At 41.3% G+C, this 17,522-nt stretch carries 20 protein-coding genes, 1 rRNA gene and 1 riboswitch; of the genes, 18 read left to right on the top strand and 3 right to left on the bottom strand.

Features of this window, described 5'->3' with window-relative positions; translation table 11 throughout:
- From rrf to ung, 12 genes are all read left to right on the top strand, one after another.
- Positions 1-96, top strand: a 5S ribosomal RNA gene (gene rrf / locus ACSSVW_RS15360); the annotation flags it as partial.
- Between the two features lie 323 nt (positions 97-419).
- Complete coding sequence (locus ACSSVW_RS15365; RefSeq protein WP_065978673.1) at positions 420-848, top strand: FKBP-type peptidyl-prolyl cis-trans isomerase; 429 nt, start codon at positions 420-422, stop codon at positions 846-848.
- A 55-nt stretch (positions 849-903) separates the two neighbouring features.
- On the top strand, positions 904-1,521 hold the full coding sequence (locus tag ACSSVW_RS15370) for a histidine phosphatase family protein (RefSeq protein ID WP_074989058.1): 618 nt from the start codon (positions 904-906) through the stop codon (positions 1,519-1,521).
- 309 nt (positions 1,522-1,830) lie between these two features.
- Positions 1,831-1,898, top strand: a riboswitch (cobalamin riboswitch).
- Between the two features lie 168 nt (positions 1,899-2,066).
- Positions 2,067-2,900 (top strand): ABC transporter ATP-binding protein, encoded by an 834-nt coding sequence (locus ACSSVW_RS15375; RefSeq protein WP_074989057.1) that lies wholly within the window; start codon positions 2,067-2,069, stop codon positions 2,898-2,900.
- The gene (locus tag ACSSVW_RS15380) at positions 2,893-3,882 is read left to right on the top strand and encodes a FecCD family ABC transporter permease (RefSeq protein ID WP_454179614.1); all 990 of its coding nucleotides are present in this window, start codon (positions 2,893-2,895) and stop codon (positions 3,880-3,882) included. Before ACSSVW_RS15375 ends, ACSSVW_RS15380 begins: the two co-directional genes overlap by 8 nt.
- A 3-nt stretch (positions 3,883-3,885) precedes the next feature.
- Positions 3,886-4,947, top strand: a complete 1,062-nt coding sequence (gene cobT / locus ACSSVW_RS15385) for a nicotinate-nucleotide--dimethylbenzimidazole phosphoribosyltransferase (RefSeq protein WP_454179615.1) — start codon at positions 3,886-3,888, stop codon at positions 4,945-4,947.
- 3 nt (positions 4,948-4,950) lie between these two features.
- Positions 4,951-5,745 carry an adenosylcobinamide-GDP ribazoletransferase gene (locus tag ACSSVW_RS15390; protein ID WP_182395356.1) on the top strand — a complete coding sequence of 265 codons (795 nt, stop codon included), beginning with the start codon at positions 4,951-4,953 and terminating at the stop codon, positions 5,743-5,745.
- Positions 5,742-6,269 carry a bifunctional adenosylcobinamide kinase/adenosylcobinamide-phosphate guanylyltransferase gene (cobU, locus tag ACSSVW_RS15395; RefSeq protein ID WP_454179616.1) on the top strand — a complete coding sequence of 176 codons (528 nt, stop codon included), beginning with the start codon at positions 5,742-5,744 and terminating at the stop codon, positions 6,267-6,269. The genes ACSSVW_RS15390 and cobU overlap by 4 nt, the downstream gene beginning before the upstream one ends.
- Positions 6,269-7,753, top strand: a complete 1,485-nt coding sequence (locus tag ACSSVW_RS15400) for a cobyric acid synthase (protein WP_454179664.1) — start codon at positions 6,269-6,271, stop codon at positions 7,751-7,753. The genes cobU and ACSSVW_RS15400 overlap by 1 nt, the downstream gene beginning before the upstream one ends.
- Entirely contained in the window at positions 7,753-8,352 is a 600-nt protein-coding gene (gene cobO, locus ACSSVW_RS15405; protein ID WP_036966385.1) for a cob(I)yrinic acid a,c-diamide adenosyltransferase, read from the top strand. The genes ACSSVW_RS15400 and cobO overlap by 1 nt, the downstream gene beginning before the upstream one ends.
- A 37-nt stretch (positions 8,353-8,389) precedes the next feature.
- Positions 8,390-9,211: a cobalamin-binding protein gene (locus ACSSVW_RS15410; protein ID WP_227006808.1), complete on the top strand. Its 822-nt coding sequence runs from the start codon at positions 8,390-8,392 to the stop codon at positions 9,209-9,211.
- A complete protein-coding gene (gene ung / locus ACSSVW_RS15415; protein ID WP_036966388.1) occupies positions 9,208-9,879 on the top strand; it encodes a uracil-DNA glycosylase in 672 nt (223 codons plus the stop codon). Before ACSSVW_RS15410 ends, ung begins: the two co-directional genes overlap by 4 nt.
- Before the next feature lie 30 nt (positions 9,880-9,909).
- Here the strand turns inward: ung and ACSSVW_RS15420 are convergent, their stop codons facing one another.
- A complete protein-coding gene (locus ACSSVW_RS15420) occupies positions 9,910-10,098 on the bottom strand; it encodes a DUF3545 family protein (RefSeq protein WP_036966391.1) in 189 nt (62 codons plus the stop codon).
- 189 nt (positions 10,099-10,287) lie between these two features.
- On the bottom strand, positions 10,288-11,238 hold the full coding sequence (gene tal, locus ACSSVW_RS15425; protein WP_036966394.1) for a transaldolase: 951 nt from the start codon (positions 11,236-11,238) through the stop codon (positions 10,288-10,290).
- A gap of 221 nt (positions 11,239-11,459) precedes the next feature.
- On the opposite strand from tal, the gene yaaA reads away from it, so the two are divergent.
- The 6 genes from yaaA to ACSSVW_RS15455 all read left to right on the top strand — a co-directional run bounded on the left by yaaA (position 11,460) and on the right by ACSSVW_RS15455 (position 15,795).
- Positions 11,460-12,239: a peroxide stress protein YaaA gene (yaaA, locus tag ACSSVW_RS15430; RefSeq protein WP_036966396.1), complete on the top strand. Its 780-nt coding sequence runs from the start codon at positions 11,460-11,462 to the stop codon at positions 12,237-12,239.
- Between the two features lie 135 nt (positions 12,240-12,374).
- On the top strand, positions 12,375-13,310 hold the full coding sequence (locus tag ACSSVW_RS15435) for a mechanosensitive ion channel family protein (protein WP_421418764.1): 936 nt from the start codon (positions 12,375-12,377) through the stop codon (positions 13,308-13,310).
- Positions 13,311-13,765: 455 nt separating this feature from the next.
- Positions 13,766-14,164, top strand: a complete 399-nt coding sequence (locus ACSSVW_RS15440) for a hypothetical protein (RefSeq protein ID WP_421418762.1) — start codon at positions 13,766-13,768, stop codon at positions 14,162-14,164.
- Positions 14,165-14,283: 119 nt separating this feature from the next.
- The gene (locus ACSSVW_RS15445; protein ID WP_454179618.1) at positions 14,284-14,856 is read left to right on the top strand and encodes a hypothetical protein; all 573 of its coding nucleotides are present in this window, start codon (positions 14,284-14,286) and stop codon (positions 14,854-14,856) included.
- A gap of 127 nt (positions 14,857-14,983) precedes the next feature.
- Positions 14,984-15,298, top strand: coding sequence for a hypothetical protein (locus ACSSVW_RS15450; RefSeq protein WP_454179620.1), 315 nt, complete (start codon positions 14,984-14,986; stop codon positions 15,296-15,298).
- Positions 15,299-15,483: 185 nt separating this feature from the next.
- Positions 15,484-15,795: a hypothetical protein gene (locus ACSSVW_RS15455; RefSeq protein ID WP_454179621.1), complete on the top strand. Its 312-nt coding sequence runs from the start codon at positions 15,484-15,486 to the stop codon at positions 15,793-15,795.
- Between the two features lie 487 nt (positions 15,796-16,282).
- Here the strand turns inward: ACSSVW_RS15455 and serA are convergent, their stop codons facing one another.
- A complete protein-coding gene (gene serA, locus ACSSVW_RS15460) occupies positions 16,283-17,512 on the bottom strand; it encodes a phosphoglycerate dehydrogenase (RefSeq protein WP_065978662.1) in 1,230 nt (409 codons plus the stop codon).
- Positions 17,513-17,522: the final 10 nt, after the last annotated feature.

Raw genomic sequence — 17,522 nt, forward strand, 5'->3', positions numbered from 1 at the left:
TGGACCCACCTGACCCCATGCCGAACTCAGTAGTGAAACGAAACAGCGCCGATGATAGTGTGGCATTTGCCATGTGAAAGTAGGACATCGCCAGGATCCTAATTAAAGAAAGCCCGATTCGAAAGAATCGGGCTTTTTTGTGTTTAATGCTTTCTACTATATCGGATGTCAGAAAATAGATGTCTGATCACACAGATTGAAAGGTTCTCTTAAATTGCTTATTTCACCTCACGCTGAGATAATTAGGACGTAAAAGGCACTTTAGTGCTGAAAAGTCTCTGAATTGCCACTGTAGTGTATCTTTCAGGTTAGGACATTGTTGAGTTTTTAGCGCTTGCTACTCTACTTTAAACTCCTTGCTTCCCTATCTTTGTTATGCGATAAAGCGCTTTATATTTGTAATACAATTAAGGTGTTTTGTGTCTCGTAAGAAAACAACAAAATCGAAAGGCTCATCAGGTTTAAACCGTAAGAATAGTGAAGCATTTATCAGCAAATTTTCAGCTCATCCAGATACACAAGTGTGCCCATCGGGTTTGATGTATAAAGTTGTAGAGGATGCGGCAGGTGACAAGCTCACAGAGTTTGATACTGTTGTTATTAATCAACGAATTATGCTCGCTGACGGTCATGTTATTGCCGATAGCTATAAAGCGGGTATGCCGGAGGTGTTTGCTTTATCGGAAGCGATTGAAGGCCTAAGAGAGGGGCTTTTGTTGATGAATATAGGATCTCGCTATGAATTTGTGATCCCTCCTGCGCTTGCGTGGGGTAAAAAGGGGAATGGTGGTAAAATTGGTGCAAATGCAGTGCTGCATTTTGATGTTCGCTTAATTCGTTTAGCCTAACTCGACACTGAGCTAGAAACGCGTTACCGTCTTGTATGGCTGATTAAGGATATTTATGGACGCATTTACTTCACGGGTTTACTTACTACGTCATGGCGAAATTGCAACTCCGGGCATTCTTTGTGGGCACGTTGATGTTGCTTTGTCAGATGTAGGCTATGAACAGATGCGTCTAGCAAGCGCAAAATTATCTCGCTTCGATGCTATTTATAGCTCTCCGCTAAAACGTTGTTCAACGCATGCAGAATTCTTAGCTCGTCAGCATACAATCAATGTGCAATATAACAATGCATTGAAAGAGTTTAATTTTGGTGACTGGGATGGCCAAGATTACCAACAACTTTGGCAACAAAATGGTAAACCTCATGTCGGTGATTTTTGGCAACATCCGTGGCAGGTTAAAGTGCCAAATGGTGAATTAATGGCTGACTTTTACGCGCGAGTCGAAGCATGGTGGCAGGCATTTTTAGTTTCGCTTACAGAGTCCAAACATACGCAATCATTAGTGATTAGCCACGCCGGTGTAATTAAACAAATCCTCGCTATTATTTGTCATATGCCTAAACAAACGAATACTCACCTTAATGTTTTTCATTTACCTTATGCAGGGTTAATAACGTTAGATGTATATATAGATGAACAAGGGCAAGCGTGGCCTAAAATAGTTTTTTAGCCATCTAGAGTGATATTCATTGAATTATTTACTTAGCCCGCCATAATATACCGAACTACCTCAAAATTTAGATTTCGGCGTTTTACAGGGGCTTTATATCAAGGCGTTACTTTGCAGCACGTTTATAAGTAACAACTTAGAAAGTAAGTTTTTGAACAACGTTCTGCGGGTTGGTTTAAAGCGATTAATTCCGCGTTATTGATTTTAGGAAAGGAATAACCATTCTGTGTAATCAATTTCTTGCCTATATTGCTTTAATTCCAACAGAAACTCGCATCATGAGGTCGTTTAGGTATATCTATATGCTATGGAATGGGGTGAGATTCTCCAGCTGTTCCCGCAACTGTAATCCATGATGAACATGGTCAGCCAGATACTTAGCAACAACAATTAGTCTTATTATGCTAATACAGTAGAGTGTTTATCGATTTGAGCGATTTAATATTCAAACTAATTAGTATCATTGAGCGGGTCAACTCACGTTATCTACTGATATAGGTCAGTGCTTTCTGGTGCGTTGATAAAACTCGCCAAGAGAGTGTAATTTGCAATTAAAAAGCCAAGGCACAACCCCTTTAATTTCAGTATCTGATTTAAGCTGGGGAATTGCTGATAAAACAATTCTTAAATCAATCAATTTGCAGTTAAATGCAGGTCAATTTATTGGTTTGCTGGGACCTAATGGCGCCGGTAAATCAAGTTTATTGCGTTGCTTATATCGCTATTTAAAACCACAACAAGGTGCAGTCTTTTTAGCTGGCGATAATATTTGGCAAATCAGTGCTGATGAATTCGCTAAAAATGTTGCTGTGGTTTTACAAGAGTCTCCTTCGCAATTTAATTTATCTGTTTTCGATGTAGTTAGTTTAGGTCTCACCCCACATAAAACCCTGTTTAGTGCGACTAATGCCGATGATAAAAAGCGTATTTATCAAGCAATCGAGCAGGTTGGTTTAAGTCATCACACACAGCAAAGCTTTGATTCACTTTCGGGTGGAGAAAAACAGCGTGCACTTATAGCCCGCTCAATTGTTCAGCAACCAAAGTTATTGATTATGGATGAGCCAACCAGCCATCTTGACGTTAAGTATCAAATTCAAATTATGGAGCTTGCTAAGTCACTTGATGTCACTGTGCTCGCTTCATTTCATGATTTAAATCTAGCTGCTAGCGTATGTGATGAGTTACTTGTTATCGATGAAGGTCAATTAATTACGCAAGGCACACCAAAAGAGGTGCTTACCGAGCAGCTGTTAAGTGATGTTTTTGGTGTTTGTGCAAGAGTGTCTGCTCATCCTCAGTCAACCTCGTTTGATGAGTTCGTGCCACATATTACCTACTATTACGGCTATAACAGACAGGAGCATCAAGATGACTGATAGGGTGCGTTTTAGTCTCTGTGTATGCGTTGCACTTGTTAGTTGCTTTTTAGCACTCAGTTTTGGTGCCGCGAGTACATCAATGAGTGATGTGCTGCATAGTTTAATCAGCCAGGGCAGTGATGAATTTATCCAACGTATTATTTTGCAACTGCGCATGCCACGTATGATATTGGCGTTTTTAGCTGGAGCTGGGCTCTCGCTTGCTGGGCTTATATTACAAACTGTAACGCGAAACCCGTTGGCAGACCCTTACTTATTTGGTATTTCTTCAGGTGCCTCATTTGGTGTGGTTTGCTTTATATCGCTTACCGGTGTGAGTTTTGGCTTTAGTATGTCGATTGCTGCATTTTTGGGCAGCTTACTCTCTATGTTTTTGTTGATTGGCATTGCTGGGCGTCGCCATGTAGGGCAAGTTGAAGCGATGTTATTGGCGGGGGTCGCACTGTCATTTCTGTTTAGTGCTTTAACCAGTTTATTACTTTATTTTAGCGATCCTCAAGCGATTACAGCTATCTTATTTTGGACTATGGGAAGTTTTTCACGTGCTGAGTGGGGAACGCTCTGGATCCCGCTCACCGTAATCATTGCGTGTATGACGTTAATGATCGCTTTTCGTCGTCAGTTAAACGCTATGTTGCTTGGTGATGAAAGCGCGGCAACATTGGGGATTCATGCTCAACGTTTTCGTATTTTAATGTTACTGCTTAGTTCGTTAATTACCGCTGTTTTGGTCGCTATGTGTGGGGGGGTTGGCTTTGTTGGGCTTATGATCCCGCATATTGTCCGCTACTTTACGTCGCAAGGCTCAAGCCACAACCTTTTAATGACGAGCCTTGTTGGTGGTACATTTATGGTATGGGTCGATGTGCTTTGTCGTACTTTACTGACTAATCAAGAATTGCCTGTGGGTGTGATCACTGCGGCTATAGGCAGTGTGTTCTTTTTATCTTTACTTTATTTTCGTAAACAGCGCAGGTAGCCCATGTTTAATATCGCACCTCTTAACTCGCAGTATGCATCTGTAATTCAACAAAAAATAGATCTTAAAACCAAACCCTTAGGAGCGCTTGGTCAATTAGAAGAGTGCGCAAAAAAGTTGACACTCATTTTAAGTCAATCTCTTAACTCAGAGCACGCTGTAGATGAATTTAAACCTGTTATTAACGCGCCGACACTCGTCGTTTTTGCAGGTGACCATGGTGTTGCTAGCCAAGGGGTTTCGATTGCGCCAAGCAGTGTGACTTCACAAATGATTGCGAATTTTGCGCATGGTGGAGCGGCAATTAATGTATTTTGTCGTCAACTTGGATGGCAGCTTGAGGTCGTTGATGCAGGCACTTTGTCAGAACAGTATCATATTAGTGTTTATAATCAACGTTTAGGGCATATTACTGAGTCAATAAATACCTCAATGGCGATGTCGCCAGCGCAAGTTGAACAAGGCTTTAAGTTTGCTAAGCAGCGTGTGAATGCAATAAAAAATACAGGGTGTAATACCGTGGCATTCGGTGAAATGGGGATCGGTAACACAACCAGTGCGGCAGCATTAATGGCTGCTCTATTATCATTACCTGCCGCTCAATGTGTGGGTAAGGGCACGGGCGTAACGGATGAGGTGGTAGCTAAAAAAATTGCGGTTGTTGAACAAGCCGTTAATTTGCATCAGGCGCATCTAAACGATCCATTAATGACATTAGCTGCGCTGGGTGGCTTTGAAATAGCTCAAATAACAGGTGCTATTTTAGCCGCGGCGGAATTAGGCATGGTGGTGGTTATTGATGGCTTTATTTGCAGTGCCGCAGCATTGGTTGCGACACGTATAAACGCGCATGCACGTGATTATATGATTTTTGCTCACGCCTCAGATGAGCAAGGACATAAAGCCATGCTGGCAGCGTTAGACGCATTGCCATTATTAAACCTTAATTTGCGCTTGGGAGAGGGCAGTGGTGCCGCCTTGGCGTTACCATTATTACAATCATCGCTTGCATTTTATAACGAAATGGCAAGTTTTGCAGATGCACATGTTGAGCAGGTTGTTTAAGCAATGAATACACACAACCCATCGCCTTCTCAAAAGCAGCTATTATTGCTAGCTGTTAGTTTTTTAACACGTATACCTGTGACGCTTAATTTTGAGGTATCAACGACGGCATTGAACCAAGCCAGTCGCTATTTTGCTTTGGTAGGGGTTCTACTTGCGGGGATTTTAAGTTTAGGTTATCTCGTGTTTAGTTACTTTTTTCCTGCTTCAATTTCCGTGGCACTTGTTATGGCCTTAGGGTTAATTTTGACGGGGGCATTTCATGAAGATGGGTTAGCAGATGTATGGGATGGCTTTGGTGGTGGCTGGAAAGTTGAAGATAAGCTGACCATTATGAAAGACAGCCGTTTAGGAACTTACGGAGCGGCTGCGCTTATTATTGTGCTGCTTATTAAGTTTCAAAGTTTAGTTGTGTTGTCTGAGTCACTAAATTTGCTACTCATTGCGTTGCTATTAGGGCAGAGTTTAAGCCGAATTGTCGCAACGAGTTTAATTGCTGACATGGATTATGTTAGTCACGATGCAACCAGCAAAGTAAAACCCGTTGCGATGTATTTAAGCACCGAAAGTTACCAAATACTGCTTGCGACAGGCGGGGCAGTGATACTTTTCGCATGGTTATTTTCAGTGCTCAGTATTTGGCACATCTTCACTGTAATCCTTGTACTTATTATAACGCGTTTTATATTGATTCACTGGTTCAAAAAACAGTTATCAGGTTATACCGGAGACTGCCTAGGTGCCGCACAACAAATTGCTGAGCTGGCTGTATATTTAACCTTAGTGAGCATGTTATGAAGCAACCACATACCTTGATTTTAGGTGGCGCACGCAGTGGTAAAAGCTGCTTTGCAGAGCAACTAGCTAGCAATTCAGGCAAATCGATTATTTATCTTGCGACAGCCAATGCGGGTGATAGTGAAATGGCTGAACGCATTGCACGTCATCAATTAGAGCGCGATGGTCGTTGGCAAGTTATCGAAGAGCCACTGCAATTGGCTAAAGTGCTCAAAGAGCATGGCAAAGCAGACCGCTGTATTTTGGTTGATTGCTTAACACTTTGGCTGAGTAATTGTTTATGTCAGCACGGTGAAGCATATTGGCTAGAGCAAAAAGCAGCACTACTTGATGTGCTTAAAGAGCTTCCCTGCGAGGTTATTTTTGTTAGCAATGAAGTAGGCCATGGTATTGTGCCATTGGGTGAATTGAGCCGCCAGTTTGTTGATCATTCGGGTTGGTTACACCAATCACTTGCCAAGCAGGTTGCTCGGGTTGAGTTTATTATTGCTGGCCTTGCACAAACATTAAAGAGGGAGCAATGATGAAAACCCTTATGGTGCAAGGCACGACATCTGATGCAGGTAAAAGCACTTTAGTGGCGGCATTGTGTCGCATTTTTGCTAAACGCGGCATTAAGGTTGCGCCTTTTAAGCCGCAAAACATGGCACTTAATAGTGCTGTAACCGCCGATGGAGGCGAGATAGGGCGTGCACAAGCACTGCAAGCAGTGGCAGCTAATGTGCCCGCTGAGGTTGATTTTAACCCTATTTTACTAAAACCAAATAGCGATACGGGTGCACAAGTTATTGTGCATGGAAAAGCGCTTTCAAATATGGAAGCCGGCAGTTACCACGATTATAAAAAGGTCGCTATGGACGCTGTACTCACCTCTCAAAAGCGCTTAAGCGAACGGTTTGAGCTATTAGTTGTTGAAGGCGCAGGCAGTCCAGCAGAAATTAATCTCAGAGAAAATGATATTGCTAACATGGGTTATGCTGAGGCTGTCGATTGCCCAGTGATCATTATTGCCGATATTGATAAAGGCGGGGTTTTTGCTCACCTGGTTGGGACGTTAGCGTTGTTATCTGAATCAGAGCAAGCGCGCGTAAAAGGGTTTGTAATAAATCGTTTTCGTGGTGATATAGCACTGTTACAAAGTGGTTTAGATTGGCTTGAGCAATACACCAATAAACCTGTTTTGGGGGTTTTGCCATACTTACATGATTTAGCCTTAGATGCCGAAGATGCCGTGGCTATTGCTAATAAAGTTGCTAAGCCACAGTTACACATTGCTGTTCTTCTTTTACCTCATATTAGTAATCACACTGATTTCGATGTCCTCAGACTGCAACCAGAAATAGACCTTCACTATGTCCGTCATACACAATCGATTCCTGATGTTGATCTAATTATTATTCCAGGTAGTAAGAATGTGTTAAGCGATTTAGCCTTTCTAAAAAATGAAGGGTGGGACAAACAAATACACCGCCATCTTCGTTATTCAGGCAAAGTGCTGGGGATTTGTGGTGGCCTACAAATGTTAGGGATGCGAATTGCCGATCCTCATTTTGTTGAGTCTAGACTAGGGGAAGCAAAAGGGTTGGGAATCGCTAATTTTGAAACTCAGTTAGGCCAACAAAAAGTGCTGACACAAGTAACTGGAATATTGTATTTAAACAGCAGCGAACAGCAAGTTTGTGGCTATGAAATACATGCCGGAATAAGTGAGGGGCCAGCGCTTGAACAGCCTTTTATAACGTTTGAACAGCATCCGAATGGCTTTACCCATGACGGCTTTATTAGCGATGATAACCAAGTAGCAGGTACTTACTTACATGGGCTTTTTGATACACCTGATGCAGTAAATCAGTTGGTCAGATGGCTAGAGCCTGAGACGAAATTGACACCTATCGATCTTAATCAACACCGCGAACAGCAGTTAAATAGACTCGCAGACGTAGTGGAAAAACATATGGATATTGAGCAAATTATCAATATTTATGACACCTTTAGTAAGGAAAAATAATGAGCGAAAACAACCAAGATAAGCACCAACAGCGCCAACAAAAAGTAAAACAAAAAGTAGACGAGCGCATCGCCGCGGCTCAAAAAGAGCAAGGTATTTTTCAGGTCATTACAGGTAACGGGAAAGGAAAATCAACCTCAGGCTTTGGTACTGTAGCGCGTGCTGTGGGTCATGGCATGAAAGCAGCTGTTTGTCAGTTTATTAAAGGCACTTGGGAGTGCGGTGAACGTAATTTACTCGAAAAAGCAGGCGTCGAATTTGTCATTATGAATACGGGTTTCACTTGGGAGACTCAAAATAAAGACTCTGACACAGCGGCAGCGCAAGTGACATGGCAAGAAGCAAAACGAATGCTAAAAGATGAGTCTATTAATTTAGTGATGCTCGATGAAATCACTTATATGATTACCTATGGCTACATTGATTTAGATGAAGTCATTGCTGCAATTAGTTCGCGACCTGCAATGCAATCAGTGATTATTACAGGGCGAGGCGCGCACCGAAAACTCACAGAGCTTGCAGACACAGTGAGTGAAGTACGTAACGTGAAGCATGCATTTGATGCTGGCATAAAGGCACAAAAAGGGTTTGATTACTAATATGAAAGCACTGACCTTTAGTTGCTTATGGGCATTGATGTGGTTGGCTCAGTTTTCTTACGCACATGAAATTAAAGAGCCTCAGCGTATCGTTGCTTTGGCTCCGCATATAGTCGAAAACCTGTTTGCAATTGGTGCTGGAGATCGCATCGTTGGAACCGTCGATTATGCCGATTACCCTGCACAAGCCAATGAAATTGAACGAGTGGGTGGTTACTACGGCATCAATATGGAAAGGCTCTTATCGCTGAAACCTGATCTTGTTCTTGCATGGAAGACCGGTAATAAAGCTGAAGATCTTGCTTACATTGAGAAATTAGGTATTCCGGTTGCTTACAGTAACCCAGACCAAGTGGATAATGTGGCTGATGAGTTACGTAAATTAGGTGAGTTAACCCATTTAAAGACGCGAGCCGATAGAGTCGCCACTGAGTTTGAAGTAAAGCTTGCTGCCATCCGTGCTTCACAGCAGGATAAACTCCCAGTGAGTGTGTTTTATCAGTTATGGCCAGAGCCGATGATGACAGTGGGTGGTAACACATGGATTAATCAGTTACTAACGATTTGCCATGCTGACAATGTATTTGCAAACAGTGAAACCGATTATCCGCGTATCAGCATTGAAAATGTGCTGGTAAGTAAACCCGAGGTGATTATTATCCCCGATGAAAAATCGAAAAAGCCGCAACCTCAAATAGATTGGCGACAATGGCCTGAATTACCGGCTGTTCAGCATAACCAATTTATAAGTGTTAACGCTGATTTATTACATCGCTTTACAACCCGCATGCTTGATGGCTTGAGCGAGATGTGTGGTAAAATAGACATTTCAAGAAAGCAAATACAGGCTTCAAAATGACCAACTGGCAAGATTTTTTAAAGGCTGAATTAGCCAAGCCCTATATGCAAGACACGCTAACCTACGTTGCTGATAAACGCGCTGCGGGTGTTGTAGTATTCCCACCTGAAGAACAGGTTTTCTCAGCCTTTAACGCCACTCCTTTAAACGATGTGAAAGTGGTTATTTTAGGGCAAGACCCTTATCACGGTGAAGGGCAGGCACATGGATTATGCTTTTCAGTGCAACCTGAGGTTAAAAAACTGCCACCTTCACTTAAAAACATCTATAAAGAACTGGCCACAGATATCGACGGATTCGAAATACCTGAGCATGGTTACTTACAAAGCTGGGCAGAGCAGGGCGTGTTTTTATTGAATACAGTACTGACCGTTGAGCAGGGAAACGCGCATTCTCATAAGCATTTGGGATGGGAGCAGTTTACAGACCAAGTTATCGCACTGATCAATCAGCAATGTGAGGGAGTTGTGTTTGTTTTGTGGGGGGCACATGCACAAAAGAAAGGTAAACACATCGATACATCGCGTCATCATGTGATCCAAGGCCCTCATCCCTCACCTTTGTCTGCACATCGAGGTTTTTTTGGGTGTAAGCACTTTTCAACGATTAATCAGCGACTGAGCGAACAGCATAAAACACCGATTAATTGGCACCTTCCTAAAATTTAATGCAAACAAAAGGCCCTTGCGGGCCTTGATTTAAAAGTCTAGCTCATCAATCGCTATACTGTCTGTAAAGTAGTCTAACTCCTGTAGTTCTTTACGTAATCTGTGCTTATCTTTCAAAGCTTCGATTTCGCGCCATTTTCTCTTTTTATTTTTTGTAGAGGTCTTTTTTGTTGTACTAGGACCTTCTAATATTTCTAAAATATCGTCTAGGCTATCCATGAACTTCTCCTATTGATTATTTTGAACCTCGGAAATACCTATACCACAGGCTAGACAAAAATAGAATAAAAAAGTGACGATGTTGTTACAGAAATGTGATTGCTAGATGAATAGATCAAAATTTTGTATGGTATATAAACAAAAACGCCACCGAGAGCGGTGGCGTTCATTTACAATGATTTTTACAGATTACATTGCTTTAAAGCGTGCTTCTAATTCAAGCTGCGCTTCGGCAAAAGAGCGAATGCCCTCAGCTAGTTTTTCTGTCGCCATGGCATCTTGATTATGTAACCAACGGAACTCACTTTCAGTCAGTGGTGCTGGTTTTGGCTCAACGGTAAAGTCGCTTTCAAGTAAGTACTCTTGTGCGTCTGTAAGCTCACCAAGCTCTTCAAGTAATGCAGGACTGATTGTTAATTTATCACAACCAGTAAGCGCGATGATTTCACCCGTGTTACGGAAGCTTGCACCCATCACGACTGTTTTATAGTCATGGCGTTTGTAGAATTCATAAATACTACGAACAGACTGTACACCAGGATCTTGCATTGGATCAGTCGGTTTTTCCATACCATTCGCTACATGCCAGTCAAGAATACGGCCAACAAACGGTGAAATTAGAAATACATTGGCGTCGGCACAGGCACGTGCTTGCGCTTCTGAGAATAACAGCGTTAAGTTACACTTAGTGCCTTCTTTTTCTAATTGCTCGGCAGCTTTGATGCCTTCCCACGTTGATGCAACTTTAATAAGAATTTTATCTTTGCTTACCCCTTCTTTTTCGTAAAGGCTAAGTAAAGTATGTGCTTTATCAATCGTCGCTTGTGTATCGAAAGATAAACGCGCATCGACTTCTGTCGAGATATAACCCGGTACAATTTCGCTGATTTCTTTACCAATTAATACGGCAAAATAATCGCAAGCAAGTTCAAGTTGCTTGGCTGCATCTTGCTCTGTTTCTTTTGCGTATTGCCATGCCTTGTCTAGATAAGGTTTATACGCTTCAATTTCACTGGCTTTTAAAAGTAAAGATGGGTTAGTTGTTGCATCTTCTGGTTGGTGCTTTTTGATAGCTTCAATATCACCTGTATCTGCAACAATAGATGAATGCTGTTTAAGCCTTTGTAGTGCTGAAGTCATTTGCTTTCCTCATTCCAAGCAAGTTAAAAGAAAATCCATTATAGCCACCTTAATGCTGCAACACTATGACAGTGTTTAATAGGTCAAATGTCCTTAACTAAGAAAACTAAGGCATTAGATGTGAAAATGCAGCGAATTAAGGCGGGGCGAAACAAAACGTGCATTTTGATTCATTTAATGTTGAAATTGACATCAAACAAATTACAAGTCAATAGCTATCTATGATCACAGTTATTTCACCTGCAAAAAATTTAGATTATGAAACACCAGCCACGACCGACAAATTCACTCAGCCTGAATTACTCGAGCACAGCGAAGAGTTAATGTCAGTTTGCCGTGATTTAACCCCTGCTCAAATTGGCAGTTTAATGAAAATCAGCGATAAACTAGCTGGTTTAAATGCAGCGCGATTCGCACAGTGGTCACAGCCGTTTACAACAGAAAACGCAAAACAAGCGGTCCTTGCATTTAATGGAGATGTGTATGGTGGTTTAGATGCACAGTCGTTAACACACTCTGACTTAGATTATGCACAGTCTCACTTACGAATTTTATCTGGCCTTTACGGTGTGCTTAAGCCGCTCGATTTAATGCAAGCTTACCGCCTAGAAATGGGCACTAAGCTTGAAAATCCACGCGGTAAAAACTTGTATGAGTTTTGGGGGAGTGTGATAGCCGAAAAACTCAATACAGTCTTGGCAGAGCAAGACAGTAAGTACTTAGTAAACCTTGCTTCAAATGAGTACTTTAAAGCAGTTGATAAAAAAGCCTTAAATGCACAAATTATTACACCTCATTTTAAAGATTGTAAAAACGGCCAGTATAAAGTGATCAGCTTTTACGCGAAAAAAGCCCGCGGCATGATGGCGCGTTACATTATTGAGAATAAAATTACTCAATTGAGTGATTTAAAAGATTTCACAGTAGCGGGTTATTACTTCAGTAGCGATGCAACCGCGAAAGAGCTCGAACCTGTTTTTCTGCGAGAAGAACAGCACTAGAAAAAAGAGCCTACTTTAGTGTGTTAAAAGCCGTGCGATGCACGGCTTTTTTTATGGTTTTTATTTGTCTGATTAAACATGGCGTTCATTTTGCAAATTACCGAGTTAGTTAATATAAGATAACAAGGTATAAACATGCTAAAAATTCCATCCGTTAGTGAAGCTGAAAAGCTCATTGAAGAGAAGCTTGGTGGTTGGATTGATATTGTTATAAGTCATATTCCTAACTTCATCGTCGCAATCATAATAACCATTTTATTTTCGCTTTTAGCGCGAGTGTGTGGCTCAATGCTGCGTAAAATCTTACGTCGCTCTTTGGAATCAACGCAAATTGCTGATTTGATGTCGTCTATTGCAAAAGTGGTTATTCTTTGTGTAGGGCTGTTTGTTGCACTCGATTTTTTAGGCCTCAGAGGCACCGTGACTTCATTACTCGCAGGTGCTGGTATTGTTGGTCTTGCTATCGGTTTTGCTTTTCAGGATATGACCGAAAACTTAATCGCAGGTATTGCCATGGGTATCCGTAAACCCTTTAAAGCAGGTGATGTCATTCGAACGGAAAGTGTATTTGGTACAGTGCGCGCGATTAACCTAAGAAACACCCTTATCGAGAATTTTTATGGACAACTAATTCTCGTACCTAATAAAATTTTATTTAGAAACATACTTAGTAATTACAGTACGTTAGGCGTTCGCCGTATTGAGGTGCCTGTGGGTATTTCGTATGCAGATGACCCAGAGCAAGCTGCAGAGGTTATCGTTAAAAAAATCAATGAATTTGATTTTGTGATCAAGCAAGAAGAGACCGCCGTATACGCCGAAAGCTTTGGCGATAGCAGCGTTAATTTACTGGTGTGGTTTTGGATTAAATACCCCGGTGAAGCTGACTTTATGACTGTACGCCACAAAGCTGTTGTGGCTGTTAGAAATGCCTTAAGCGAAGCTGATATGACCATTCCATTCCCAATCCGCACGTTAGATTTTGGAATCAAAGGCGGCGAGAAATTAAACACCATGATCAGCGAAAAACAGCCAGATAAGGCCGCGGATGCAAAGCCAGCCGATAAGTAAAATTTACTGACTCACCGGCGTGATTTACACAGGGAAGTGTACGTGAGCGGGTGGAGTTGTTAGGTTTTATGATGGGTGAAGGAAATCTAGCCGTTCTGTGTGGTTTATTTAAGTCATTGAGGGGGATTTTTTGTTCCCGCTTTCTTGTTCGCTTAACCAAAGTAAACCGTTTTTGCCCCATTATGAGCTAACGTAAATGCTCTAATGGCTGCTTTGAGCAATCAAGATACGGTCCAAGTCGTTTAATGCTATAGGCTCTATTCTACAAAGCGAATGTTCCGCTAACGTATTTTCTTTTTTCTGAATATTCTAAGTGCGAATAAAACATTATAGTTGGCAATACATTACGTTATTTGTTAAAAATAGATCTATTAATACATGCGCGTAACATCGGCAGAAAGATGCGCGACGGGCGCACTATAAAATGTTATATACCTAGGGATAGACTGAGTTAAATGGATGCATTGAGCAAGCTTCAAGAAAAAAATAAAATCCACTCTAAGCATCAGCGTAGTACTAGCTGGAACACGGTTTGGATGTTTTGTCTATTGAGCCCTTTGCTATTTAGCTATGGCTACGAATTTTATTTTTCAGTTATACAAAATACTGAATTTGAGTCAATTCACCCAGCTATAGTTTTAGTCGGCTCGCTAGGCTTTGGTTTGCCGTTAGCAGCTATGGGCGATCTAATGCTTTTTAAGCGCGTCATAAAGTTGCTTTTGCTAATTGCTGCAGAATCATGGTTCATTTGGTTTTGGGTTGTTTCTGAATTATCTTGGTTAGCGTTTCTGCCACTCATTCCTGTTTTTGTCATGTTGCAAATTCAGTTACCCAAAATAAAGGCTGGTGAGTAAACCGTACATAGCAAGCAGTTTAAAATGGACGCTTTACTGCTTGGCTGGCGCTCATTCTTCGCTAATTATAGCCAAGCGTAAACCGCCAATTAACAGGTCGTTATATGGCTAAGGAAAGTATGCATAAATTATTAATTTTGATGGTGTTTTTAGCTTCTAGCTTAGTTTATGCCGACTCTGACCCTTGCGAGTCAAATCTGTACCCTGTTAAATGGAAATCCAATTTAAGCCATCCCGTATCTTATGAGCTACCTGCAATTTTCTATAAAACTAACAACTCAAAAGTTATTGTCTCTGTTTCAAAAGCGATAAATTTTGTTGAAGGTAATATGGCAACTCATAAACCTTATTTGAAAAGCGCCAAAGAATACATAATTAATAGCTTGTCTGAATTACCGAAAAACAAACTTGTGGATCATTCAAACCTTTGGATCGCGACAGAAGGATTGAAAGGGCAAGAGTTAAATAAAGCAATTCATGTTATGGCGGGTTACCAAGGGTTATTCGAAGGCTTATTGTTAAACAATGAAGCATCGGTAAGTATTAATGAAAAACTAATTGTGTCATCTAATGCTGTGTATATGGTTGGTAAAGACCCAGCCCCTGTTCATGGTTTAGATTATGTTCACAAGCTCATTGTTTCCAACTCTAATGACATAGTATTTTCTAAATGTTGGCTAGACAGTAAATAGCCACATAACAAACGCATTAATGAATGGACGTCTAAAGCTTGGCTGCGCTCATTCTTCGCTAATTTTAGCCAAGCTTAATCCGCCCATTATGCGGGCGTTATGTTTACTTAGATATGGAGTTTCTAAATTGAAAGACGTTGTAATAGATATTCTTTTTGTTGGTTTATTGATTATCCCACTAGCCTTAAACTTTTCTGCAACCATTACTGAAAAGTTTATATCCATTTTTGATAAATCTATTGCCAAGAGTAATAGTTACCTCCTGTCATTACCTATTTCTGTATATTTGATTTATGAAATGTCCACTAAAAGCAACTGGGCGGCCATATTAAGTACCGCTGTTGCTTTTATGCTTTTCTTCACTATTTACGCATCTGCTCTATCATGTTTAATTCAACGAGCAGGTAAACATAACAAACGCCTTAACTCCGACAATGATTAGTTGTTGTGGTTTTGGCAAACGACGCAAAAAGCCTTGCCAACACATTGCGTGTTAGGCGGGCGTTAGGCGTACTATGGAATCCGAGTTAGTTGAACCTAAATCGTTACCGAGATGGATTACTTTACCTTTAGGGTTAGTATTATTTCCATTTACACTTTTGTGTATTGTAGGCTCAGCTATTATGTTTGCTAGCTCCAAATGTACCACCATCAGTTTTTACGGTTTCAATTGGTAGTGTTTTCTTAATTGGTAGCATTTGGGTTAGTTTATTATCATTTAGGTTAATTGTCTCAAGCCCTAAAAATAGGAAGGGGTTTGTTTCTCCAATTGCTCTTCGGCTAATTGGTGTTTTGTTTATTGCTATGCCTATTATGGCTGTTATGGTTGGGACGTTTATGGATAAACCTGTTATTCATAGTGTTCAAGCTATCATTTATTTTTTTGTGGCAGCACGGCTATTTCGTATTGCCAATTTTAGAGCAAGTAAAAAAGTTTAGGGTAAGTAGCGCCTAACAAGCGCATTAAGCACGGGACTGCTAACAGTTTGCTCGGTTCCGCTCCGCTTCACATTTTAGCAAACTATTATCAGCCCCTTATGCGGGCGTTACCGAACGTCTGCTTTTGTAAATCTCGCATATTTTATATGAATGCCTGAACGACTCTTAATGGCACAAAGCTGTCCTTAGTCTCTAACGTGTTTTTGTCCAAAATTGGCTTGAACTACCATCTGCTGTTTACTCAAGAATGGTTGGTATTGGTTACTTATAAGTAACCGCCTCGCGCGAAATAAATTTACGCCTACGCTGAGCTATTTTTGACTTGGCGCTTAAAACTTACGGCTTACAGCGAGGCTTACTTTGCTGGGTTTCGCTCCGCTCTTATCTTCACACAAAATCAACTGAGAGAGGGTGGCTTAAGCTCAACATCAAAAAAGCGCAATCAGTCAAACTGGTTGCGCTTTTTGCTTATTCGCTGTGTGAGCGATTAGTGTAAGATACGAGCTCTGATTGTACCTTCAACTGCACTTAGTTCTTTAAGTGCGACTTCTGAATGGTCTGTGTCTACATCAATTACTACGTAACCAATCGCTTCGTCAGTTTGTAAGTACTGTGCTGCGATATTGATACCGTGCTGTGCAAACGCTTGGTTAATTTGCGTTAACACGCCGGGTCTATTTTGGTGTACGTGCAATAAGCGACTGCGGTTAGCGAGTTCAGGCAGTGATACTTCAGGGAAGTTCACGGCTGTAATTGTTGACCCATTATCTGAGTACTTAGCAAGTTTACCCGCAACTTCAATACCAATGTTCTCTTGTGCTTCTTGCGTTGAGCCACCAATGTGTGGGGTCAAAATAACGTTATCAAAACCACGCAGAGGTGAAACAAATTCTTCGTCGTTCGATTTTGGTTCAACAGGGAATACGTCGATAGCAGCACCGCTTAGCTTTTTCTCGCGCAGTGCTTCTGCAAGCGCATCAATATCAACCACTGTACCGCGTGAGGCATTGATTAAAATCGCGCCTTGCTTCATGACTTCAAGCTCAGCCATACCAATTAGGTTTTTAGTTTGCGGCGTTTCTGGTACGTGTAAGCTAATTACATCGGCACGTTGCAATAACTGGGTAAGGTTATGTACTTGTGTCGCATTACCAAGCGATAGTTTGTCTTCGATATCAAAGAACTCTACGTTCATACCGATGTTTTCAGCCATGATACCGAGTTGTGTACCAATGTGGCCGTAACCAACAATACCTAACGTTTTACCACGGGCTTCAAATGAACCGTTGGCTGATTTTAACCAACCACCGCGATGAGCGAGGGCGTTACGCTGTGGAATACCACGAAGAAGTAATAAGATTTCACCAAGCACTAACTCTGCAACAGAGCGCGTGTTTGAGAATGGTGCGTTGAATACAGCAATACCACGCTCACGTGCAGCTTGCAGATCAACTTGGTTTGTACCGATACAGAAGCAGCCTACTGCAACAAGCTTTTCAGCTGCTTCTAATACCGCTTGATTAATATGAGTACGAGAACGAAGGCCAACAAAGTGCACATCTTTAATGCGCTCAATGAGCTCGTCTTCAGGTAAGGACGTTTTCACGTAGTCAATGTTACTGTAACCATTACGCTTTAGCGTTTCTACAGCACTTTGGTGCACGCCTTCCAGCAAGAGAATTTTAATTTTGTCTTTTGCTAACGATACCTTACTCATATCCTCATTC

The sequence above is a fragment of the Pseudoalteromonas sp. MBR-15 genome (assembly GCF_053628915.1).